A 21,120-nucleotide genomic window follows, 5' to 3' on the forward strand; every position below is an offset into this window, starting at 1 on the left:
ATCGAGGGGATTGGTTGGCCGTTCCTGGGCGTGGGCGAGGACAAGACGGTCATCACCTTCGCCAAGACCGGTAAGACCCCCGCCGGCGAACCCTGGCAGCGGGTCTGGGTGCGCCACGAGTTCCGTCTGCCGCGGAGCGAGGCGGGCGTGACCTTCCGCTCGGAGCGCATGGCCCAGGACGTGGATTGTAAGGCCAAGGCGTTCCGCAGTCTCGCCGTGTACCGCTATCCCGAAAACAATCTCGGTGGCGAGGAGACGGCTTTCGCCTTCGAGGATCGGCAATGGACCAAGCCCCAGCCGGGCGCCTTCGACGAGACAGTAGTCGAGGCCGCGTGCATGAAGCCGGAAGCGGGCTAGCGTTATCGCCGTTGCAGCGCCGGGTCCGTCCGGATTTCGGGGGCGGCGGCAATAGCCCAGAGAAAGGTATGGCGGGCCTTGCCGCCGATTGGCAGGTCCCTCAGTTTCGCCGCCTGATCCCTGGTCAGGCGAAATCGCCGATAGCCGCGGTCCGACAGGCATCGCGCCAGGGCCGGCTGAACTTGGGCGCTGATCTCGCGCCAGGGACGTGACATCCGCCGGGCGTTGACGTCGAAGGCGGCGATGGCTTCGTGCATGGTGGCGGTCGCGTCGCCGCCGTGCGCCGTGTTGTCGAAAAACAGCAAGTCGACCGTCGGATAAGACACCGGAGCGTCCTGGCCGGCCCGGTAGGCGCACTCAACCGCGTCGGTGCGGTACTGCAGATAGGATACTCCTGGCTTTCCCCAACTCTCGTCGGGTCGCTGGCGCTGCGATTGAGCAAGGGCGGAGGTAGCGACTAGCGCGCAGCTCAGGCTGGCGAGAACGAGGCGTGGGCGCATGGCGGGATCAATCTCTGGATGATACGTCGAACGCCATGTCGACGCCGCTAGCGATGGCCTGCGGGGACGGCGCTCAGCGACAGATTCCATAGATAGACTTGTCGCACTCGCGAGCCGCTGGGTAGACGCTTTAGCTCTTCGTACTGCTCCTTGGTCAGACGGAAGCGCCGATAGCCGCGCTCGGTGAGGCACTGGGCAAGGGCGGGGCGCACCTGCCGCACGACCTCGCGCCAGGGCTTGGTCATCCTGGATCGCGCGGTGTCGAGACTTTTGACGGTGTCATAGGCGGAGCTGTTGAGCGCCCCGCTGGTGTCGACGGCGCCGGTCGCGTCGACCGGATCGATCACCGGCATGTCCATCGAGAACACCAGGTCCACCATGGGGATGCTGACGGGCGCCTCCTGCCCCACCTTGTAGGCGCACTCGACCGCGTCGGTACGGTACTGCAGGTAGGAAACGCCGGGTTTCCCCCAGCTTTCGTCGGACGGCGGGCGTTGGGCGAAGGCGGGAAGGGCGGCGGCCGCCAGGATGCAGGCAAGGCCGAGGCGGACGAGGCTTAGGCGAGGCATGGACGGCTTCCGGCGGGTTCGCGTCCAGTGATAGCGCTAACGCCGTTCGTCGAAAAGCCTCAACCAGGGATGGCGGCCAGGCGTTCGACGGGGCGACCCATCCGGCCGCGCCGCAGCTGGCGCAGCAGCGGCCGGGCCACGGCGGCGCCGAGGATCAGCGGCGCCAGCAGTAGGGCCAGGGCTTTGCGTTGCGGGCTGTCGGCGCGTTTGAGGAAGTAGCGCACCAGGCCGCGACCCTTGTGCCACTCGATGATCAGCGGGTTCTCACGGCTGGTCGAGCCGACGTGGACGATACGGGCGTTGGGCTGAAACAGCACGCTGCCGCCCTGCCGACGGGCGCGCCAGCACAGGTCGATGTCCTCGACGTGCAGGAAATAGCCCTCGTCGAAGCCGCCCAAGACGTGGAAGTCGGCCGCCGACATGTAGAAGCAGGCGCCCGAGATCGTAGGGGTGTCCACCGGGTAGGACGGGGGGGGCTCGCCCTCCCGGTGGATCTCGAAGCGGCGCAGCGGGGGCAGAATAGCGCTAAGCTTCGAGAGGGTGAGCAGGGTGGTGACGGGCGTGATCTCGCCCCGCCGCCCGCCCCGCTGTTCGCTGCCGTCGATGTTGAACACCCGGGCCCCAATGATGCAGGGCGAGGGACGGTCGCGGGCCGCGTCGGCCAGGGCCGCGACTGCGCCGGGTGTCAAGAAGGCGTCGGGATTGAGGAAAACCAGCGCCTCGCCCTTGGCCGCCGCCGCGCCCAGGTTGGCGGCGCGGGCGAAACCGATATTGCCCAGGCCCTGCAGGAGGCGCACGCGCGGCTCGCGCCGGGCCAGCTCGCGCAGCCAGGCCGCGTCGGCCAGGGACGAGCCGTTGTCGACGATGATGAATTCCTCGACCCGAGGCTCGGCCAGGGCATGGCGCACGCTTTCCATCAGGGCGGGGCCCGTCATGTAGACGACCATCACCAGCGACAGGCGCGGCTTTACAGCCAGGGCGGCGACGCGGGAGTGGGCGGGGTCGATCGAGACGTACATGCTGCCGCTTCGTTCTAAATAGTTGCGTAAAAACTGTATGTGGGTCGATGATCGCCCGCAAGGCTATTTCGAATGGTCGACAACGGATTGTTGCGTTTTTACGCAATGTGTAACAACTAGGGGAGCGCCCGCTTGTGGGCGCGGAAGCGGCTTTGCGATGTCACGAACGGCGATGAATCCCGCCAAGGCGGCGTTGACCAAGACCCTCCGTCGCGAGGCGGGGCGTTGGCTGAAGACCGCGCGCGAGGCGGCGGGCCTTACCCAGGCCGAATTGGCCGAGAAGACGGGCCTGCGCTACTACACCTTCGTTTCCCAGGTGGAGAACGGTCTCGGCCGCGTGCCGATCGAGGCTCAAGCGATCTGGGCCGAAAGCCTGGGTCTTGATCCGGGCCAGTTCGCGCGCACATTGCTACGGTATTACGAGCCCGAACTGCATCGCCTGCTGTTCGACGGCGCCGCCGACGAGGCCGATCCGGCCCTTGCCGGCCGGGCGGCTCAAGCCTAACGAGTCGCGAGATGGGTGAGATCCTAGCCTTCAGCCCCCGGCCGCCGGCCAGTGACTGGTCCCCCAACGAGCGGGGCCTGCTGATGCTGCTCACCCAGCAGCTTGCGTCCAGCTATGGCGACGTAGACGGCGTCTTTGGCCAAACCGATTCGGGCGACCCCTGGTACGTGGTCACCGACGCCAATCAGGACGTGCTGGTTCACATCGCCCGCATCGACGGCCAGTTCGTGGTGCATGACGCGGCCATCGACATGTTCCACCAGGTCGGCAGCCTGTGGGGCGCGCTGCGCCAGGTGCTGTCCTCGGGCGTCGAAGACCACGGCGGCGTCGTGGTGGCCTTCAATCCGTCCAGCCGCGAGGCCCAGTCGTTCCTGTCGCTGGTCATCGCCGTGGGCCTCTATCTGGAGCTTCGCGGCCTGGACCTCGGCGAGGCGGGCCGCCTGAATTTCGAGACCCTGCCGCGCGCCGACGACGCGGCCATCGAAGGCGTGGCCTCCAAGCTGATCGCCGCTCTGAACCTTGAAGCCGATCGCACCCAGGCACACGCGGCCTTGGCCGCCGCCGGAGCCGGCGAAATCCAGGGCCAGACTCCGATCAAGCCAGAAGGCGGCAAAGCGGTGGTCGTCGAGTCGCCGATGGAAGGCCTGCCAGGGCTCGCGGTTTTGAAGGCGACTCACTTGAGCGCGTCGGAACCGGTCTCGTCGTCTTCGGGCAACGGATCGACGCAGCCGCCGGCCGATCAGCCGAGCCCGCCCGGCCTCGAGGGCCAGGGTTTCGCCGGAACCAAGTACGCCATGATCGGCACCGCCGGGAACGACGTCATGAAGGGCGGTCCTGGCGCGGATACGATCCACGGCGGCGCCGGCGACGACTATATCGATGGCGGCGGCGCGGCCGGTGGAAACCTCACCACGGCGGGCACGGGCCAGGGCGGCGGGATCGACCGTCTGGACGGCGGCGCGGGTAACGACCGGATCGTCATGAACGCCCGTGTGGTGGCCTCCGGCGGAACCGGGGCCGACACCTTCCTGATCTCGGCCACACTGCCGACCGCCAAGGCGGACGCGCTGCTCGGCGTGGTGCTGGACTATTCGGCCGCCAAGGGCGACCACTTGGCGGTGCTGGGCAAGGGGCAGGTCACCGTGGTCACCACCGCCTCGGTCACCGACGTTCTGGCTGCCCAGGGCGCGACCCTGGGCGAAGCGACCGCTGGGCAGGTCGCCGACGTGACGCACACCATCGCGGGCGCCCGAGTCGGCTTCGACATCGACGGCGACGGGCGCGAGGACGTTTTCATCCTTCTGGGCGGCGCCTCCGCGACGACGTTCAGCGTGGGAACGACGATCGCGAACGACCACGCGGCGGCTCCGCCCGAAGTGCCGCTAATCGGGCAGCCGTCGACCGACATTGGCCATTTCGCCGATCCCACGACTCCAGTGCGCTGAGGCTGGCCGGCCCTAGCCGCGCACCAATTCCCGCATCGCCTTGTCCAGGCCCTCGATGGTCAGGGGATACATGCGGTCGCCGAGGATCTGCTTCATCACCCCGATCGACTGAGTATAGTCCCAATGGCGCTCGGGCGTCGGGTTCAGCCAAATGCAGCTCTGGTAGATGTCCGTGACCCGCTGCATCCAGATCGCGCCGGGCTCTTCGTTCCAGTGCTCGACGCTGCCGCCCGGATAGGTGATCTCGTAGGGGCTCATGGTCGCGTCGCCGACGAAGATCACCTTGTAATCGGCGGGGAACTTGTGGAGCACGTCGAAGGTCGGGATCTTCTCGGTCTGGCGGCGCTTGTTGTCCTTCCAGACGGTCTCGTAGAGGCAGTTGTGGAAGTAGTAGAATTCCAGGTTCTTGAACTCGGTCTTGGCGGCGCTGAACAACTCCTCGCAGAGCTTGATGTGGCCGTCCATCGAGCCGCCGATGTCGAAGAACAGCAAGACCTTGATGGCGTTACGGCGCTCGGGACGCAGCTGGATGTCGAGATAGCCCTTCTCGGCCGTGCCCTTGATGGTGCCGGGCAGATCCAGCTCTTCGGCCGCGCCGGTGCGGGCGAACTTGCGCAGGCGCCGTAGGGCGACCTTGATGTTGCGGGTGCCCAGCTCGACCGAGTCGTCGAGGTTCTTGTACTCGCGCTTGTCCCAGACCTTCACCGCGCGGCCGTGGCGGCTCTTGTCCTGGCCGATACGCACGCCTTCGGGATTGTAGCCGTTGTTGCCGAACGGGCTGGTCCCGCCCGAGCCGATCATCTTGTTGCCGCCCTCGTGGCGCTTCTTCTGCTCGCGCAGCCGCTCCTGCAGGGTCTCCATCAGCTTCTCGAAGCCGCCCAGGGCCTCGATCTGGGCCTTTTCCTCGTCGGTCAGGAACCGCTCGGTCAGGGCTTTCAGCCACTCCTCGGGGATGTCGGCGGCCAGGCCTTCGTTGACCGTTTCCAGGCCCTTGAACACATGGCCGAACACCCGGTCGAACTTGTCGAGGTTCTTCTCGTCCTTCACCAGACTGGCGCGTGACAGGAAGTAGAAGTCCTCGACCGAGCGATCGATGACGTCCTTGTCCAGGGCCTCCATCAGCAGGAGGTATTCGCGCAGGCTGACCGGCACCTTGGCCTGGCGGAGCTCGGAGAAGAAGCGAAGGAACATCGGCGCGGCTTTCGAACAGATGTTCGGGAGAATGGAGGGTTCTCAAACGAGACGCAACACACGCCTTCTTCCCCCTCTGGGGGGAGGAGCGCCGAAGGCGCGGAGGGGGCAAGCCGGCCAGCGCACTGGCCCTCACCGGACCGCTTCGCGGTCGTCCGCTCCCGGAGGGAGCGGAAGGATCGTCATCCCCGCCGCAGAATGAACTCCAGGTCCCGCGTCTCGCCGACCTTGAAGTGGTATTCGCCGACCTTCGCAAACCCCATGCGGCCGTACAGCTTCTGGGCCCCGAAGTTTTCGGAGAAGACCCCGATCCACAGCGGACGCGGGCCGTCCTTCTCCAGCCAGTCCAGCGCCGCGTTCAGCAGTATCGAGCCGCGTCCGCCGCCCTGATGGCTCTTCAATACATAGATCCGCTTCAGCTCGCCGTCCTCGGGACGGGCCTCGTCGTGCGGCAGCTCGCAGGGGCCGGCCAGGGCGTAGCCGATGGCCTCGCCATCCTCGTCCTCCAGCAGCCAGGTGGCCTTGTCGGGATCAGCCAGGTCGTTGCGCGTGCGTTCCAGTCCGTAGGCATAGGCCAGGAACGTCTCGAGATCCTCGGGCGGATAGAGGTGGGCGAAGGTCTCAGTGAAGGTGCGTGCGCCCAGGCTGGATACGACATCGGCGTCATCGGTCGTGGCTCGACGAAGCGAATGAGGGCGGATGGTCGGGTCGGCGTTCACGGTCTAAGAGTCTCCCATGGCTGTCGCGCTTTACACCCATTTGGACATGCTCGACCACCGGCCCGGCGACGGGCACGTGGAGAGCCCGGAGCGTCTGCGCGCGGTGATCGACGCCCTGAACGACGACCCCAATCTGGAGCTGGAGCCCGCTGACGCGCCGATGATCGATGTCGAGGATCTGCTGCGGGTGCACCCCAAGGCGTTCGTCGACGCCGTGCTCCAATCGGCGCCTAAGACCGGCCGGCTGGCGCTGGACCCCGACACCGTCCTCTCGACCGGCAGTCTGGCGGCGGCGCGGCGCGCGGCGGGGGCAAGCGTGGCGGCCGTGCGGGCCGTGGCGGCGGGCGAGGCCGAGAGAGCCTTCTGCGCCGTACGGCCGCCGGGCCATCACGCCGAGCCCGGGACGGCCATGGGCTTTTGCGTGTTCTCCAACGTCGCGGTGGCGGCTCGGGCGGCGCAGGCGGCGGGGCTCAAGCGGGTGGCCATCGTCGACTTCGACGTCCACCACGGCAACGGCACCCAGGCGGTGTTCGAGAACGACCCGACCGTGTTCTTCGCCTCGATCCACCAGTCGCCGCTATATCCCGGCACCGGCGATCCGTCCGAGACGGGCCTGGGCAACATCGCCAACGCCACCGTCGCGCCGCACGCCGCCCGCGAGGTCTGGCGGGCGCGATTCGAGGGCCTGATGGACAAGGTCGACGCCTTCGCGCCCGAGCTCCTGATCGTCTCGGCCGGCTTCGACGCCCACGCCCGCGATCCGCTGTCGGCGCAGAGCCTGACCGAGGACGACTTCGCCTGGGCGACTCGCGCCATCGTCTCGGTGGCGAACGCCCGGGCCAAGGGCCGGGTTGTATCGTCGCTCGAGGGCGGTTACGACCTCCAGGCGCTGGGGCGGTCCGCCGCCGCGCATGTACGCGCTCTTCAGGAGGGGTGAGAGGACGGGAAGGCCCGCTGGCCGACCGGCTTCTCCACAACATGGCCGACGTCACCATCGCCGACCAAGCGTCCCCGCCCGCGAAGCCGGGCGTCATCACCCTGGCTCGCCACGGGGAACCCGCCCTGTCGCGTCAGGTCCGGCTGAACGCGCCCGAGTATGGCGCGTGGTGGGGCCAGTATGAGGAAGGCGGGCTGAAGGCCGGCCAGACGCCGCCGGACCAACTGATCCAGATCGCGCGCGAAGCCGACGTGATCATCGCCTCGACCCGACGCCGGTCGATCGAGACCGCCCGGGCTGTGGTCGGCGACCGCGCCTTCGCCACGGACCCGACCTTCATCGAGGCCCCTCTGCCGCCGCCGCCATGGCCGCTCTGGCTGCGGATGTCGCCCAAGCGCCTGGGCTTCTTCGCCCGGTTCTGGTGGTGGTTCTTCAACAATCACGGCGGCCAGGAGACGCGCAAGCAGGCCGAGGCCCGCGCCGGCCAGGCCGCCGACCTGCTGATCGAGCTATCCGACGCTGGCCAGGACGTGCTGGTGCTGGCCCACGGCTTCTTCAACTGGATGATCGCCGACGCCCTGAAGGCGCGTGGACTGACGAAGCTGGTTGACGAAGGCCACGCCTATTGGAGCATCAAGCGCTTCCGTCGCGCCTGAAGCTTTCAAACCCTCTTCCCTTAACCACGCCTAGGCTCTAGGCCGTTGCCCGCGCCGGTCTAGGCCACTAGGCTGCCGCTGTTCACCTGAGAGTTGAAATGACCGACGCCACGAGCAATCCCGCTGACATCTCCAGCCTCAGCTTCGAGGAAGCGCTGGCGCAGTTGGAACGGATCGTGGCCGAGCTGGAATCGGGCCAGGCTCCGCTGGAGCGGTCGATCGACATCTACGAGCGCGGCGCGGCCCTTAAGGCCCACTGCGAGAAGAAGCTGGAAGCCGCGCGCCTGAAGGTCGAGAAGATCGTCCTGGGCCAGGGCGGCGCCGTCGCCGCCGAAGCGGCCGAGTTCAACTGATGCCGGGCGCGCACCCGACGACCGAGGGGAGCCGCCCTTGACCGATCTCGCCAGGCGCGTCGTCCAGGCCGCCGACATCGTCACCGTGGCGCTCGACGAGCTGCTGCCGCGCGCCGACGGTCCCGAAAGCCGTCTGACCGAGGCCATGCGCTATGCGGCGCTGGGTCCCGGCAAGCGGCTGCGGCCGTTCTTCGCGCTCGAGACCGGCAAGATGTTCGACCTGGCCGAGCGGCCGGTGCTGCGCGCGGCCTGCGCGCTGGAGTGCATCCACGCCTACAGCCTGGTCCACGACGACCTGCCGGCCATGGACGACGACAACGTCCGCCGTGGCCGTCCGACCGTGCACAAGCAATATGACGAGGCGACCGCCATTCTCGCCGGCGACGCGCTGCAGACGGCCGCCTTCGAGATCATGGCCCACCCCGACACCCACGACGACGGCCATGTCCGCTCGGAACTGGTGCGCAAGCTGGCGATTGCATCTGGCGCCCGGGGTATGGTCGGCGGCCAGATGATCGACATCCTGGGCGTCCGCGACGACCTGGGCGCGGTGGCCCGGATGCAGCGCCTGAAGACCGGCGCCCTGATCGCCTTCGCCTTCGAGATCCCGCTGATCATCGCCCGCGCCAAGGAGGCCGAGCGCGCCGCCTTGATGGCTTTCGCCCAGGACCTGGGCCTGGCCTACCAGATTGTCGACGACATCCTGGACGCCGAGGGCGACGAAAAGACCCTGGGCAAGGCCGCCGGCGGCAAGGACGCCGCCAAGGGCAAGGCCAACTACGTCACCCTGCTGGGGCTGGACGCGGCGAAAGAGCGCGTGGCGCTTCTCGCCGACCAGACTCGCTCCCATCTCGAAATCTTTGGCGAACGGGCCGAACATCTGCGCGAAAGCGTTGATTTCGTGCTGGACCGCCGCAACTGACCGCGCTTTCTTCAAACATGCCCACCAAAACGCCTCTGCTCGACACCATCGCCTCGCCGGCCGACACGCGGGGCCTCTCTCTGGCGGAGCTGAAACAGCTGGCCGCGGAGGTGCGGGCCGAGACCATCGACGCCGTCTCCGTGACCGGCGGCCATCTGGGCGCGGGCCTGGGCGTGGTCGAGCTGACCGTGGCCCTGCACCATGTGTTCGAGACGCCCAAGGACATCGTCATCTGGGACGTCGGCCACCAGGCCTATCCGCACAAGATCCTGACCGGCCGCCGCGATCGCATCCGCACCCTGCGCCAGGGCGGTGGCCTGTCGGGCTTCACCAAGCGCGCCGAAAGCGAATACGACCCGTTCGGCGCGGCCCACGCGGCCACCTCGATCTCGGCGGCCCTGGGCTTCTGCGCCGCGCGCGACGCCAAGGGCGAGAACAACAGCGTCATCGCCGTGATCGGCGACGGCTCGCTGGGCGCGGGCATGGCCTATGAGGCGATGAACGCGGCGACTGACGCCACCAAGCGGCTGATCGTCATTCTCAACGACAACGATATGTCGATCGCCCCGCCGGTCGGCGGGATGAGCGCCTATCTGGCCAACCTGGTCTCGGGCGGCGCCTACCGCTCGGTGCGCAAGCTGGGCAAGACGGTGGTCGAGAAATTGCCGACCCCGATGCGCGAAGCCGCCCGTAAGGCGGAAGAATATGCCCGGGGCATGGTCACCGGCGGGACCTTCTTCGAGGAACTGGGCTTCCACTATGTCGGCCCGATCGACGGCCACGACATGGACGCTCTGGTCAGCGTGCTCAAGAACGCCAAGGCCTTCGGCGACAAGCCGGTGCTGGTCCACTGCGTCACCCAGAAGGGCAAGGGCTACGCCCCGGCCGAGGGCGCCGAGGACAAGCTGCACGCCGTGGCCAAGTTCGACGTGGTCACCGGCCAGCAGCAGAAGCCGGCCGCCGGTCCGCCCAGCTACACCAAGGTCTTCGCCCAGGAGCTGGTCAGGCAGGCCGCGAAGGACGACAAGATCGTCGCCATCACCGCCGCCATGCCTTCGGGCACGGGCCTGGACATCTTCCAGAAGGCGTTCCCCGAGCGCACCTTCGACGTCGGCATCGCCGAGCAGCACGCGGTGACTTTCGCCGCCGGCCTGGCCGCCGACGGCATGAAGCCGTTCGCGGCGATCTATTCGACCTTCCTGCAGCGCGGCTACGACCAGGTGGTGCACGACGTGGCCATCCAGGGCCTGCCGGTGCGCTTCGCCATGGACCGCGCCGGCCTGGTCGGTGCCGATGGACCCACCCACGCCGGCAGCTTCGACATCGGCTTCATGGGCGCTCTGCCCGGCATGGTGCTGATGGCCGCCGCCGACGAGGTGGAGCTGGCCCGCATGGTCGCCACCGCCGCCGCCATCGACGATCGCCCCAGCGCCTTCCGCTATCCGCGCGGCGAAGGCCTGGGTCTCGAGATCCCCGCCGACCTCGAACCGCTGGAGATCGGCAAGGGCCGCATCGTCCGCGAGGGGACCAGCGTCGCCATCGTCTCTTTCGGCACCCGCCTGTCGGAAAGCCTGAAGGCCGCCGACCTGCTGGCCGCGCGCGGCCTTTCGGCCACCGTCTGCGACGCCCGCTTCGCCAAGCCGCTGGAYATCGACCTCCTGCTGCGCCTGGCGCGCGAGCACGAAGCGCTGGTCACGGTGGAGGAGGGGGCCATGGGCGGCTTCGGCGGCTTCGTGCTGCAGGCCCTGGCCGAGCACGGCGCCTTCGATCGCGGCCTGAAGATCCGCACCCTGTGCCTGCCGGACGTCTTCCAGGACCAGGACAAGCCCGACGTCATGTACGCCCAGGCCGGTCTCGACGCCGAGGGCATCCTGCGCGGCGCGCTGTCGGCCCTGGGCATGGATAATGTCAGCGCCGCGGGAGCCGGGCGGCGGGCTTAAGCCCCGCAGGCCTTGAAGAACGCTCGCACGTGGCCTCGATCGGCGGACTCCGCCGTCAGGTTATGCCGCTCGCCCTTGCTCAGCAGCGCCAGGTCGCCTGATTTGCGGAAGCCTTGCAGCGCCGGGGCGCTGGTCTGACCCCGCGCCTCCAGCAGGCCGCCCTCGCTGAGGGCGTCTTGCACCTTGGCGGCGGCGAAGCGGCTCTCCGCGCGACCAGACGCCAGCACGACTTCGCCGCCCGACAGGCCGACGACCGAGACGTTCATTTGGTTCTGGCCAGGGCGGCAGCTCATCATCAGCACGACATCGTCGCTGTTGGGACGGCCGTAGGCCAGGCGAGGCGCCTCGGCGGGATCAGTGAGATAGGCCCAGCGATAGCCGTCCATCCCGACCTTCTCGTGCGCGCAACCGGCGAGGCCGGCGGCCAGGAACGCTAGAACGGCGAAGGCGATGCGGGACGCCATGGCGGGTCCTCCTCGCCCGATCAACGCGGAGACGGCGTGAATGGCTCCTGAATGCGCATCGGGCGCGGCGGCCTTGCGGCTGCCGCGCCCGACGATCCTGGATCGCGGTAGTCAGATCAGAACGGCGAGAACTTCTCGACCAGCGACTGGCCGGCCGGGGTCTTCTGGACGCGGCTGATGTCGCCGCGGCCGCCGTAGCTGATGCGGGCTTCGGCGATCTGGGTGTGCTTGATGGTGTTGGCCGAGGAGATGTCTTCCGGACGCACGATGCCGGCCACGGTCAGCTGGCGCAGTTCGGCGTTGGTGCGGACTTCCTGGGTGCCCTGGATGACCATGTTGCCGTTCGGCAGGACCTGGCTGACCACGGCGGCGATCGTCAGGCTGATCTTCTCCGAGCGGCTGACGCCGCCGGCTCCGGCGTTGCTGAAGGCCGAGTTGGTGCCGATCGCCTTGGACGGGTCGAAGCCGCCCGGCAGGATCTTGCCCAGGCTCGATTCCAGGCCGAGGAAGTTGTCGACGCCGGCGCCGGCGCTGGAGGTGCGCGAGCTGTTGGTGGCGTTCTTGGTGCTGGCGCTGTCGTCGATGTCGATCATGACGGTGACGATGTCGCCGACGCGGCTGGCGCGCTGGTCGTTGAAGAAGGCGCGCGCGCCGACCCGCCACAGCGAGTTGGCCGAAGCGGCTTGCGGCGAGGGCTCGCGAGCTGAGACATATTGCTGCTGCATCGGGGCCAGGGCGGCCGGATAGCCGACGGGCGCCAGCTGCGGGCCCTTCACGGCTTCGGATACGGTGGAGCAGGCGGCGAGCGGGGCGAGCAGGACGACGGCGGCGAGGATGGCGGGGCGACGCATGGGGTGAAGACCTCTTAGCGAGCGGCGAAACGAACGGGTTGCGAACGGGCTTGCAAGGCCTGGGCCTGCGGACCGACGGCGGCGGCGCCAGGTCCGGTCGCGACCGCCTGGATGATTTTCTTAGACAGCGTGTTCTGGACGGCGAAGACGTCGCCCGTGGCGGCGGTCGCCATGGCTTTCCCTTGAAGCGAAAGGGAAATTCCGCCGTCGTCATAGGTGACGGTGATCAGGTCGCCGGATTTGATGACCTGGGCTGCGCCCACGTCACGGGTCTGGACTGCGGCGCCTTCACGCAGGGGGCGCTTGGCGGCGAGGCCGATCACGGCGTCGGCGTCGCGGGGGGCGTCGGCCGGAGCGCCGGCCATCTTCGTCCAAATCAGGTCCTGCGGCTGGACGATTTCGCCGGCCGTGATGCTGCGGGCGTAGGCAAGAACTTCCACATTGCCGCGTGCGGCGCCGGCCACGCCGCGGCCATTGGCCGAAACGCCACCGTTGTCGACGCCCTCGCGGACGATGATGCGGCGGACGCCGTTGGTGTTGACCCAGTCGAAGCCCGCGCGACGGGCCGAGACCTGCACCTGGCCGGCGTCGAGCACAGCGGTCGGGCCCATGCGGGCGGCGACCACCGTGTTGGCGGCCGGACCGGTGACGCCGTCGAACAGGTCGCCCAGCGTGATGCGGCCGTCGGCGTCGGTGGTGTCCATGCGCAGGCTCACGGCGGTCCCGGCGAAGGCCGGAGCGGAGAGCGCCGCGATGACGACGGTGGCGGCGGCGGCGAGCAGGAAGGTCTTCATGAGCTTACGACCGCAGTTGCGAGGTGGTTTGCAGCATCTGATCGGCCGTGGTGATGACCTTCGAGTTCATCTCGTAGGCGCGCTGGGCGGTGATCAGGGCGGTGATTTCCGAGACGGCGTCGACGTTCGACGCTTCGGTATAGTTCTGAAGCAGGGTGCCGAAACCCGGCTCGCCCGGAGCGGCGAGGTTGGCCGCGCCCGAGGCCGCGGTCTCCAGGTAGAGGTTGTCGCCGATGGCTTCGAGGCCGCCTTCGTTMATGAAGTTGGCGAGCTGCAGCTGGCCCACGGTCTGCGGGGCCGGCTGGCCGTCGAGATTGACCTGCACCAGACCGGTCTTGCTGATCGTGATGCCGGTGGCGTTCTGCGGAATGGTGATGCCCGGCTGGACCAGATAGCCGTCCTCGGTGACCACCTGGCCCTGGTCGTTGGTCGAGAAGTTGCCGGCCCGCGTATAGGACGTTTCGCCCGAGGGCAGCAGCACCTGCAGGTAGCCCTTGCCCTGGATCGCGACGTCCAGCGGGTTGTTGGTCTGGGTCGGGGTGCCTTGCTCGGTGATGCGGTAGACCGAGCCGGCCTTGACGCCGCCGCCGACCTGGACGCCGGTCGGGACGATGTTGCCGTCGCTGGACGACTGAGAGCCCGCGCGCTCGATCGTCTGGTACAGCAGGTCCTGGAACTCGGCCCGCTGGCGCTTGAAGCCAACGGTGTTCATGTTGGCGATGTTGTTCGAGATGACTTCGACGTTCAGCTGCTGAGCAGCCATACCCGAAGCGGCGGTGCGGAGAGCTTGCATCGCTGGCGTTCCTTAGTTGAGCTTGCCCAGACGCTCGACGGCGCTGCGCGAGAGTTCGGCGGTGTTGTCCATCATCTTGGCGACGCCCTCGTAGGCGCGCTGGATCTCGATCAGCCTGGTGATCTCGATCACGGGTTGGACGTTCGAGGATTCCAGCATGCCCTGGTGGATCTGAGCGTCCGTGACAGGCTGCGGGGTGGTGTTGGCGGTGTTGCGGTAGAGGTTGTCGCCATCCTTGGCGAGGCTGGCCATGTCATCCGGTCGCACCAGGCCGATCTTGCCGACCCGAATGGCGCCCTGGCTGACGATACCGTCCTTGCCGATGGTGACCGGACCCAGTTTCGGGTCGATCGTGATCTGACCGCCGCCCTCGTCCATGACCTGATTGCCGGCCTCGGTGACCAGAATGCCCTCAGGATTGGTCGTGAAGCGGCCGTCACGGGTGTAGCGCTCGCCGCTGGCGGTCTGAATCTTGAAGAAGGCCTGACCCTCGATAGCGAGATCGAAGTCGCCGCCGGTCTTGGTCAGTGCGCCTTGGGTGAAGTTGCGGGCCACGCCGGTGTCCAGCACGAACTTGACCGGCGACGAACCGTCGAGGGTCTTGGCCGGTTTGGCCTGCTCGGTATGGACCATCAGGTCCTCGACCTTGAAGCCCGTGGTGTTGGCGTTGGCGATGTTGTTGGCCACGATGTCCAGCTCGCGGCGAAGCGTCATCTGGCGCGAGAGGCCGACGTAAAGCGCGTTGTCCATGGCGAGTTAACTCGGGCGGCTGGCGCGACAAATGCGCCGCACCCCTAGAAGCAACCTTCGTGCCAGAGCGAAATCGTCTTATAAAACAATCAATAGGAAGGTTAACGAGGGCTCCCTGGTCGGAGTCTGCCGGGCAGATTCAGCCTGCGACCAAATGGCCTCCAAAACACATCGTTAACCATGCTCCGGGCATGAGTACGGGTATAGATTCCAAGGAAAACGCGCGCGTGGCCAAGAAACCCGAAAAGGAAGCTCCCGCTCCCGAAGGCGAAGACGGCGCCGAGGGCGAAGCTCCCGCGAAGAAGAAGCCTCCGATCCTGATCATCGCGATCGCGGCGGGCGTCCTCGTGCTGGGCGGCGGCGGGCTCACGGCGTTCCTCCTGATGAAGCCGAAGCCCGAGGCGCACGGCGAGAAGGGCGAGGGCCACGGCAAGAAAAAGGAAAAGAAGGCCGAGAAAGGTCACGGCGAGAAGAAGGAAGGCGAGGGCGGCGCGGCCGTCGGCGGTCCGGCTCCCGTGATCAAGGAAGGCCCCGACGGCGTGGTCTTCTACACCCTGCCCGACATCGTCGTGAACATGCAGACGGCCGACGGCAAGTCGACCTTCCTGAAGCTGAAGCTGACCTTCGAGCTGCCCGACGAGGACACGGCCGAGGCGCTGACGCCGAATCTGCCCAGGTTGCAGGACATGTTCCAGACGTTCCTGCGCGAGCTGCGTCCCGAAGACCTGAACGGCAGCCAGGGCACCTTCCAGCTGCGGGTCGAACTGCTGCGCCGGGTGAATCTGGTCGCCGCGCCGGCCAAGGTGAATGCGGTCCTCATCGAGGAGATGCTGATCAACTAGGTCCCCGGACCTGTTGGGCGAACAATCATGGCGGACGAAATCGACGATCAGGCGGCGATGGCCCAGTGGGCCTCGCAAAATCCCCCCGGCGCCTTCGGTGAAGGCGGCGGCGATGGCGGCGGCGGCAACGAATTCGGCGACTTCTCCGGCGGCATGGGCGGCTGGGACGACGGCGGCGGCGAGGGCGGCTCCGAGCGCATCCTGAACCAGGACGAGATCGACAGCCTGCTGGGCTTCGATCTCTCCGGCGACGGCGGCGAAGACCGCACGGGCATCCGCGCCATCATCAACTCGGCGCTGGTCTCGTACGAGCGCCTGCCGATGCTGGAAATCGTCTTCGACCGCCTGGTGCGGTTGATGACCACCAGCTTGCGGAACTTCACGTCGGACAACGTCGAAGTCAGCCTCGACAACATCAGCTCGATCCGCTTCGGCGACTATCTGAACTCGATCCCGCTGCCGGCCATCCTGGCGGTGTTCCGGGCCGAGGAGCTGGACAACTACGGCCTGCTGACGGTCGACTCGAACCTGATCTATTCGATCGTCGACGTGCTGCTAGGCGGCCGTCGCGGCACGGCCGCGATGCGCATCGAAGGTCGTCCCTACACCACGATCGAGCGCGTGCTGGTGCAGCGGATGATCGAGGTGGTGCTGCATGACCTGAAGAGCGCCTTCGAGCCGCTGCATCCGGTCGGCTTCTCGCTGGATCGCCTGGAAACCAACCCCCGCTTCGCCGCCATCGCCCGGCCGGCCAACGCCGCGATCCTGGTCAAGCTGCGCATCGACATGGAAGACCGCGGCGGCCGCATCGAGCTGCTGCTGCCCTACGCCACGCTGGAACCCATCCGGAAGATGCTGCTGCAGCAGTTCATGGGTGAGAAGTTCGGCCGCGACAACATCTGGGAAGGCCACTTGGCCACCGAGCTCTGGACCACCCAGATGGAGGTCCGCGCCGTGCTCGACGAGCAGCAGGTGCCGCTGTCGCGGGTGCTGAACATGCAGATCGGCGACACCCTGATGCTGAACGCCACRCCCGACAGCCTGGTCGAGCTGCGCGCCGGGGCCATCCCGCTGACGCGCGGCCGCATGGGCCGCCGCAACCACTCGATCGCCGTGCGCGCCGAGGCGCCATTGACGCCCGCCGCCAAGAAGGCCGTGCAGAAGCTGAAATGAGCCTCGTCGCCTTCGCCATGAACGGGTTCCTCGCGGTGCTGCTGATCGCGGCGCTGGTCTTCGGCTGGCGTCTCGAGCGCCGTCTGAAGGCGCTGCGCGATAGCCACGAGGGTTTCGCCAAGGCGGTGACGGAGCTGGATCAGGCCGCGGCCCGCGCCGAGCAGGGCTTGGCGGATCTGCGCGCCGCCACCGACGAGGCGGCCGAGACCCTGGCGATGCGCATCGAACGCGCCCAGGCCCTGGCGATCCAGCTGGACGAACGGGTCAACCGCCCGCTGCCGCCGCCGACCCAGGCTTCGGCGCCTCGCGTAGAACGGGCTGACCGGCTCGAACGCGAGATCCCGCCGCTGGCGCATCCGGCGCGCGCGACCGAACCGACCACGGCGGCGGAGCGCCGCCTGAAGGCCGAGGATTTCGAGCGTCTGCTGGAGCGGGAAGACCGCATCCCGCCGGCCGCTCGCCCGACCCTGGGAGCGCCCAGCGATTCCCGCGAACCTCCGCGCTCTCGGGCGCGGATCGATGATGACCTCTTCGACGGACCGGCCGACGGCTCGCGTCCCGGAAACAACCCCAGAGCGCCCCGCCGATGAAGAACGTTCCGCGTATCCYGCCCCTGGTCGGCGTCGCCGTCGGCGGCGTGCTGGCGATCAACGCCATGGCCGGCGCCAAGTCGCTGCCGGATCTGCTGGGCGGGGCCAAGGCCTTCGCCGAGGGTGTCGCCAAGCCCGAGGCCAAGAAGGGCGAGCACGCCGCTTCGGCCGACGACGCGGGCCAGCCAACCGCCGCCAACGCGCCGCCGCCGCGCGTCTGCGCCCCGTCGGCCGACGCCTTGGCCAAGGAAGCTGGCCTCTCGCCCGCCGAACTGCGCGTGCTGCAAAGCCTCGGCGCGCGCCGCGGTCAGCTGGACCAGCGCGAGCAGGACATCGACGTTCAACTGCAGCTGCTGGCCGCCGCCGAAGCCAAGCTCGACGCCAAGATGCGGGCCCTGACCGGCCTGAAGGGCGACATCCAAGGACTGCTGGGCCAAGTCGACAACCAGAAGCAGGCCGAGGTCGGCCGTCTGGTCACTGTCTATTCCGGCATGAAGCCGAAGGACGCCGCCGCCCGCATGACCTTGCTGTCGGACGAGGTCCGCCTGCCGATCGCCGCCAAGATGAAGGAACGCACCCTGGCGATGATCCTGGCCAACATGTCGCCGGGCGAGGCCAAGATCCTGACCGAACGCCTGGCCGCGCGCCTGACCAATCCCGTCGTCGAGAAGGGCAAGGCCGCGATCGCCGAGAACGCCGCCGCCTCGCCGAGCGCCGCGCCGAACCAGCAGGCGGACGCCGCGCTGGCCGGCGGTTCGCCGACCGCCGCGCCGAAAGCCGCGAAGTCCTCTCCCAAAAAGGCCGGTTAAGGGAGGCCCATGACCCTTCGCCAGCTCCTGCGCTCCAGCGTCGCCGCCGCGTGCATCGTGGCGACGCTGGCGCCGTCCACGTACGCCGCGCCGCCGCCCGTCGCGGCGCGCGGTTCGCTGGACGTGCGCGTGGCGCAGGCGGCGGATTTCTCGCGCATCGAGTTCCACTGGAGCGGCGCCACGCGGATGGTCTCGCACCGCGACGGCCAGACCCTGGTGATGCGGTTCAGCCGCGACACCAATCCCGATCTTTCCAGCCTGAAGATCGCCCCGCCGCGCTGGGTGAAGGCCTCCGAGGCTCGCCACGTCAACGGCGTGCTCGAGATCGTTGTCACCCTGACCGACGACGCCGACGCGCGGCTGGGCAACGCCGACGGCGTCGATTTCGTCAACATCTTTGCCCGTCCGGGCGCGCCGCCGGCCAGCCAGGCCTCGACCCCCGCCGCACCCGCCGGCCGTCCCAACCCCATGCCCGCTGGTGGCGTGGTCAAGGTCGAACTCGAACGCCAGGACCAGCAGGTCACGCTGGTCTTCAACTGGGCCGCGCCCGCCGGCGCCGCCGTCTTCCGGCGCGGCGAGGCGATCTGGATCGTGTTTGACACGCCCGCCCGTCTCGACATCGGCAAGGTGCCGACGTCCAGCTCTCGCTATTCGAAGATTCAAGCTTTCAAGGGCGCGGACTACAGCGCCCTTCGGCTGGTCGCCGAGACCGGTACGCCCTATGTCGCCGAAGGGCAGGGCGGGCTGTGGAAGATCAGCCTGGGTCCAGGGAACCAGGAGACGCCGGACGTCATCAAGGTGGCGCGCGACGAGAGCGTGCACCCGGCCACCCTGTCCGCCACCGTCTCAGGTGTGACCAAGGCCGTCTGGGTCGACGACCCGGCCGTCGGCGACAAGATGGTCGTCGCCCCTGCGCTGGCGCCGTCCAAGGGCCTGCCGTCGCGTCGCGACTATGTCGAGATGGCGCTGCTGCAATCGGTTCAGGGCTTGGCCGTCGAGACCTACGCCACCGACCTGCTGGTCCAGGCCGACGGCGACCTGCTGCGTATCGGCCGGCCCAAGGGTCTTGCCCTGTCGCCGATCTCAGCCTCGACCCCACCAGAGGAGGCCGCGGCCGGCGCGCCTCAGCCGATGTCGATGCCGGCCCTGATCGATCTCGACAATTGGCCCAAGACCGGGTCGGGCGGGTTCCTGACCCGCTACAACGCGCTGCAGGGCGCGATCCCCGCCGCGCCGGAAGGCGAGGGCAAGGATAGCGACACTGGCGCCCGCATGGCCCTGGCCCGCTTCCTAGTCGGTTCGCAAATGTCTTTCGAGGCGATTGGCGTGCTCAACGCCGCTGGCCGCAAGCACCAGACCCTGCTGGGCGACGCCGAGTTCCGCGGCCTGCGCGGTATGGCCAAGGTGATGGCCGGGCGCCTCACCGAGGCGGACGCCGACTTCTCCTCGCCGGTCCTGGCCGACGACCCGTCCAGCGCCCTGTGGCGGGGCTATATCTCGGCCAAGCAGGGCCAATGGGCCGACGCGCGGACCAAGTTCGTCGGCGGGACCCGAGCGCTGGACCTGTTCCCGCCGCTCTGGCGAGCCCGCTTCCTGCACGCCGAGGCCCAGGCGGCGCTCGGCGTCGGCGACCTGACCGGCGCCATGCAGTTCGTGACCAAGGCGCTTGCCCAGCCCAAGATCCCGATCGAGGACCAGCTCGATATCCGCCTGACCCAGGCGCGCATCTTCGAGGCCAAGGGCGAGAAGATGCGCGCCCAGCGCATGTTCCAGGCCATCGCCCGTGCGCCAATCGACCGGCTCGCGACACCGGCCCTGCTGCACGCGACGCAGATCGGTTACGCCAAGGGCAAGATCAGCGCTCCCCAAGCCGCCGTCACCCTGAACCAGCTGCGCTATCGCTGGCGCGGCGACGGGGTGGAGCTGGAGGTCATCGGGGCGCTGGGCAAGCTGTTCATCGACCAGGGCCGCTACCGCGAGGCGCTGGAAGTGCTGCGCTCGGCCGGCCGCCAATTGCCCGACCGCCCCGAAGCGGTGGCGCTGCAGAACGACCTGTCCAACACCTTCCGTCAGCTGTTCCTGCAAGGCCTGGCCGACGGCATGCAGCCGGTTCAGGCCGTAGGGCTGTTTTACGACTTCCAGGACCTGACGCCGATCGGCGCCGACGGCGACCAGATGGTCCGCAACCTGGTGCGCCGCCTGGTCGACGTCGACCTGCTGGACGACGCGGCCAAGCTCTTGAAGTACCAGGTCGACAATCGCCTGAACGGCGTGCCCAAGGCCCAGGTCGCGACCGATCTGGCTTGGATCTACCTGATGAACAAGAAGCCGGAGGACGCGTTGGACACGATCAACGCGACCCGCACTACGATCCTGCCGCCCGCCCTGAACGCCGAGCGCCGGCTGGCCACGGCCCGCGCCCTGATGAGCCTGGGTCGCTATGACGACGCCCTCGAGCTGATCGAGAAGGACAATAGCCGCGACGGCCAGGAGATCCGCGCCGAGATCGCCTGGAAGCAGCACACCTGGCCGGCGGCCGGGGCGATGTACGAGCGCTCGCTGGGCGACCGCTGGAAGACGCCGGGGGCGCTGAGCCCAGGCGACGAGGCCCGCCTGCTGCGTTCGGCCGTCGCCTATAGCCTGGCCGACGACAATGCTTCGCTAGGCCGCATGCGCCAGCGCTGGAGCGGTTTCATCGACCTGGCGGGTAATCCCGACGGCCTGCGCGTGGCGCTGCAAGGCTTGAACGTCGAATCGCTATCGGCCTCGGACTTCAGCCGCGTCACCGCCGACAATGAGGCCTTCAATGGCTGGATTGGCCGGATGAAGGACAAGTTCCGCACCGGCCAGCCCGCCGGTTCGCCTGCTCGCGCGGGCAAATAAGGCAGAGAATTTCCTTACGTGCGGTAGCTAGCCGCCGTTCGAGGCATGAGCGTCCTCG

The 21,120-nt window shown here is 68.0% G+C and carries 23 protein-coding genes; 13 read left to right on the forward strand and 10 right to left on the reverse strand.

Annotation, left to right across the window (positions count from 1 at the left end):
* On the forward strand, window positions 1-357 hold a 357-nt coding region (locus AC1DSO_RS15720; RefSeq protein ID WP_477069712.1), incomplete at its 5' end, for a surface-adhesin E family protein.
* 2 nt (window positions 358-359) lie between these two features.
* Here the strand turns inward: AC1DSO_RS15720 and AC1DSO_RS15725 are convergent.
* From AC1DSO_RS15725 to AC1DSO_RS15735, 3 genes are read right to left on the reverse strand one after another with little or no spacing between them, the layout of a single operon-like run.
* A complete protein-coding gene (locus tag AC1DSO_RS15725) occupies window positions 360-857 on the reverse strand; it encodes a hypothetical protein (protein ID WP_477069713.1) in 498 nt (165 codons plus the stop codon).
* A gap of 47 nt (window positions 858-904) precedes the next feature.
* Window positions 905-1,426, reverse strand: a complete 522-nt coding sequence (locus AC1DSO_RS15730; protein ID WP_477069714.1) for a hypothetical protein — start codon at window positions 1,424-1,426, stop codon at window positions 905-907.
* 59 nt (window positions 1,427-1,485) lie between these two features.
* Window positions 1,486-2,445 carry a glycosyltransferase family 2 protein gene (locus AC1DSO_RS15735; RefSeq protein ID WP_477069715.1) on the reverse strand — a complete coding sequence of 320 codons (960 nt, stop codon included), beginning with the start codon at window positions 2,443-2,445 and terminating at the stop codon, window positions 1,486-1,488.
* 157 nt (window positions 2,446-2,602) lie between these two features.
* Here AC1DSO_RS15735 and AC1DSO_RS15740 point away from each other — a divergent pair, with 157 nt between their 5' ends.
* Together AC1DSO_RS15740 and AC1DSO_RS15745 are read left to right on the forward strand one after the other, a co-directional pair.
* Entirely contained in the window at window positions 2,603-2,950 is a 348-nt protein-coding gene (locus AC1DSO_RS15740; RefSeq protein WP_047404252.1) for a helix-turn-helix domain-containing protein, read from the forward strand.
* An 11-nt stretch (window positions 2,951-2,961) separates the two neighbouring features.
* Window positions 2,962-4,395 (forward strand): calcium-binding protein, encoded by a 1,434-nt coding sequence (locus AC1DSO_RS15745; RefSeq protein WP_477069716.1) that lies wholly within the window; start codon window positions 2,962-2,964, stop codon window positions 4,393-4,395.
* Between the two features lie 12 nt (window positions 4,396-4,407).
* Here the strand turns inward: AC1DSO_RS15745 and AC1DSO_RS15750 are convergent, their stop codons facing one another.
* Window positions 4,408-5,586, reverse strand: coding sequence for a vWA domain-containing protein (locus AC1DSO_RS15750; RefSeq protein WP_477069717.1), 1,179 nt, complete (start codon window positions 5,584-5,586; stop codon window positions 4,408-4,410).
* Window positions 5,587-5,768: 182 nt separating this feature from the next.
* On the reverse strand, window positions 5,769-6,305 hold the full coding sequence (locus AC1DSO_RS15755) for an N-acetyltransferase family protein (RefSeq protein ID WP_477069718.1): 537 nt from the start codon (window positions 6,303-6,305) through the stop codon (window positions 5,769-5,771).
* A 16-nt stretch (window positions 6,306-6,321) separates the two neighbouring features.
* Between AC1DSO_RS15755 and AC1DSO_RS15760 the strand changes: the two genes are divergently transcribed.
* The 5 genes from AC1DSO_RS15760 to dxs all read left to right on the forward strand — a co-directional run bounded on the left by AC1DSO_RS15760 (window position 6,322) and on the right by dxs (window position 11,113).
* Window positions 6,322-7,242 carry a histone deacetylase family protein gene (locus tag AC1DSO_RS15760; protein WP_477069719.1) on the forward strand — a complete coding sequence of 307 codons (921 nt, stop codon included), beginning with the start codon at window positions 6,322-6,324 and terminating at the stop codon, window positions 7,240-7,242.
* Window positions 7,239-7,898, forward strand: coding sequence for a histidine phosphatase family protein (locus tag AC1DSO_RS15765; RefSeq protein WP_477069720.1), 660 nt, complete (start codon window positions 7,239-7,241; stop codon window positions 7,896-7,898). The genes AC1DSO_RS15760 and AC1DSO_RS15765 overlap by 4 nt, the downstream gene beginning before the upstream one ends.
* Window positions 7,899-7,996: 98 nt before the next feature.
* Entirely contained in the window at window positions 7,997-8,251 is a 255-nt protein-coding gene (locus AC1DSO_RS15770) for an exodeoxyribonuclease VII small subunit (RefSeq protein ID WP_047404270.1), read from the forward strand.
* A gap of 37 nt (window positions 8,252-8,288) precedes the next feature.
* Window positions 8,289-9,173, forward strand: a complete 885-nt coding sequence (locus AC1DSO_RS15775) for a polyprenyl synthetase family protein (protein ID WP_047404271.1) — start codon at window positions 8,289-8,291, stop codon at window positions 9,171-9,173.
* A 17-nt stretch (window positions 9,174-9,190) separates the two neighbouring features.
* Entirely contained in the window at window positions 9,191-11,113 is a 1,923-nt protein-coding gene (gene dxs, locus AC1DSO_RS15780) for a 1-deoxy-D-xylulose-5-phosphate synthase (protein WP_477069721.1), read from the forward strand.
* Here the strand turns inward: dxs and AC1DSO_RS15785 are convergent.
* The 5 genes from AC1DSO_RS15785 to flgF all read right to left on the reverse strand — a co-directional run bounded on the left by AC1DSO_RS15785 (window position 11,110) and on the right by flgF (window position 14,765).
* Complete coding sequence (locus AC1DSO_RS15785) at window positions 11,110-11,577, reverse strand: hypothetical protein (protein WP_477069722.1); 468 nt, start codon at window positions 11,575-11,577, stop codon at window positions 11,110-11,112. The genes dxs and AC1DSO_RS15785 overlap by 4 nt on opposite strands.
* Before the next feature lie 116 nt (window positions 11,578-11,693).
* Window positions 11,694-12,428, reverse strand: a complete 735-nt coding sequence (gene flgH / locus AC1DSO_RS15790; RefSeq protein WP_477069723.1) for a flagellar basal body L-ring protein FlgH — start codon at window positions 12,426-12,428, stop codon at window positions 11,694-11,696.
* A gap of 14 nt (window positions 12,429-12,442) precedes the next feature.
* Entirely contained in the window at window positions 12,443-13,222 is a 780-nt protein-coding gene (gene flgA, locus AC1DSO_RS15795) for a flagellar basal body P-ring formation chaperone FlgA (RefSeq protein ID WP_477069724.1), read from the reverse strand.
* A gap of 4 nt (window positions 13,223-13,226) precedes the next feature.
* Window positions 13,227-14,015: a flagellar basal-body rod protein FlgG gene (flgG, locus tag AC1DSO_RS15800; protein ID WP_477069725.1), complete on the reverse strand. Its 789-nt coding sequence runs from the start codon at window positions 14,013-14,015 to the stop codon at window positions 13,227-13,229.
* A gap of 12 nt (window positions 14,016-14,027) precedes the next feature.
* A complete protein-coding gene (gene flgF / locus AC1DSO_RS15805; protein ID WP_477069726.1) occupies window positions 14,028-14,765 on the reverse strand; it encodes a flagellar basal-body rod protein FlgF in 738 nt (245 codons plus the stop codon).
* 227 nt (window positions 14,766-14,992) lie between these two features.
* On the opposite strand from flgF, the gene fliL reads away from it, so the two are divergent.
* From fliL to AC1DSO_RS15830, 5 genes are read left to right on the forward strand one after another with little or no spacing between them, the layout of a single operon-like run.
* Entirely contained in the window at window positions 14,993-15,607 is a 615-nt protein-coding gene (fliL, locus tag AC1DSO_RS15810) for a flagellar basal body-associated protein FliL (RefSeq protein ID WP_477069727.1), read from the forward strand.
* Window positions 15,608-15,634: 27 nt separating this feature from the next.
* Entirely contained in the window at window positions 15,635-16,780 is a 1,146-nt protein-coding gene (gene fliM, locus AC1DSO_RS15815) for a flagellar motor switch protein FliM (RefSeq protein ID WP_047404288.1), read from the forward strand.
* Window positions 16,777-17,370 (forward strand): DUF6468 domain-containing protein, encoded by a 594-nt coding sequence (locus tag AC1DSO_RS15820; RefSeq protein ID WP_477069728.1) that lies wholly within the window; start codon window positions 16,777-16,779, stop codon window positions 17,368-17,370. The genes fliM and AC1DSO_RS15820 overlap by 4 nt, the downstream gene beginning before the upstream one ends.
* Window positions 17,367-18,179 carry a MotE family protein gene (locus tag AC1DSO_RS15825; RefSeq protein WP_477069729.1) on the forward strand — a complete coding sequence of 271 codons (813 nt, stop codon included), beginning with the start codon at window positions 17,367-17,369 and terminating at the stop codon, window positions 18,177-18,179. The genes AC1DSO_RS15820 and AC1DSO_RS15825 overlap by 4 nt, the downstream gene beginning before the upstream one ends.
* 9 nt (window positions 18,180-18,188) lie before the next feature.
* A complete protein-coding gene (locus AC1DSO_RS15830; RefSeq protein WP_477069730.1) occupies window positions 18,189-21,062 on the forward strand; it encodes a tetratricopeptide repeat protein in 2,874 nt (957 codons plus the stop codon).
* Window positions 21,063-21,120: the final 58 nt, after the last annotated feature.

The sequence above is a fragment of the Caulobacter sp. P4_E5 genome, assembly GCF_056401555.1.